General features: G+C 57.0%; 1 protein-coding gene. It reads left to right on the top strand.

Annotated elements, in window-relative coordinates:
• The first annotated feature begins 47 nt into the window (after positions 1-47).
• Positions 48-758, top strand: a complete 711-nt coding sequence (locus tag BHD06_RS22760; RefSeq protein WP_080459207.1) for an IS6 family transposase — start codon at positions 48-50, stop codon at positions 756-758.
• Positions 759-810: the final 52 nt, after the last annotated feature.

Genomic DNA, 810 nt, shown 5'->3' with positions numbered 1-810 from the left:
GGGATTGCCAACTTGTTTGCAGTGCGGCGCTTGGTTAGGCATTGGGTATGAATATACCGTCCTCCATGCCGCGCTTGAAAGGCTACCGATTCCCTCGTGAAATCGTTGCATATGCCGTCTGGGTCTACCATCGCTTCGCGCTCAGCACGGCGGATGTCGAGGACCTTCTCGCCGATCGGGGTGTTATGGTCAGCCGGGAAACGATCCGGAAATGGGTGAACCGCTTTGGCCGCCACTTTGCCGATTGTATCAGGCGTGACAGACCGGCCGCGGCCGACAAATGGCACCTGGATGAGGTCGTCATCCCGATCAACGGCAGAAAGTACTGGCTCTGGCGGGCGGTCGACGCGAACGGCGACGTGCTTGATATTCTCGTTCAGCCACAGCGAAACGCCAAGGCTGCAAGGCGTTTCCTGGCAAGGCTGATCGACCGGTTCGGTGAACCCCGTGTCGTGATCACGGACAAGTTGCGCAGCTATTTCAAACCGATCCGGGATATGGCACCGGGCGCAGATCATCGTGCGCACAAGGGCTTGAACAACCGGATCGAAGGATCACACAGGCCAACACGAAAACGCGAGAAGTTGATGGGACGGTTCAAATCTCCCCGACAGGCACAGAGATTTCTGGCAACACATGATCAGATCAACATCGTTTTTCGCCCACGACGCTACCAACTCTCCGCCATCTCATACCGACACGCCAGGTCCGATGCTTTCGACCTCTGGAGAGGCTATGCTGCCGAAATGACCGCCTGACAGGCAGAGGTCTCGCCCCTCTCAAAAATGGCGAAAACAAGTTGGCAATCCC

Source organism: Roseovarius sp. A-2, from assembly GCF_002072155.1.
GTDB lineage: Bacteria > Pseudomonadota > Alphaproteobacteria > Rhodobacterales > Rhodobacteraceae > Roseovarius.
The sequence above is the reverse complement of the archived record's forward strand: the minus strand, read 5'-3'. Positions and strand labels throughout refer to the sequence as shown.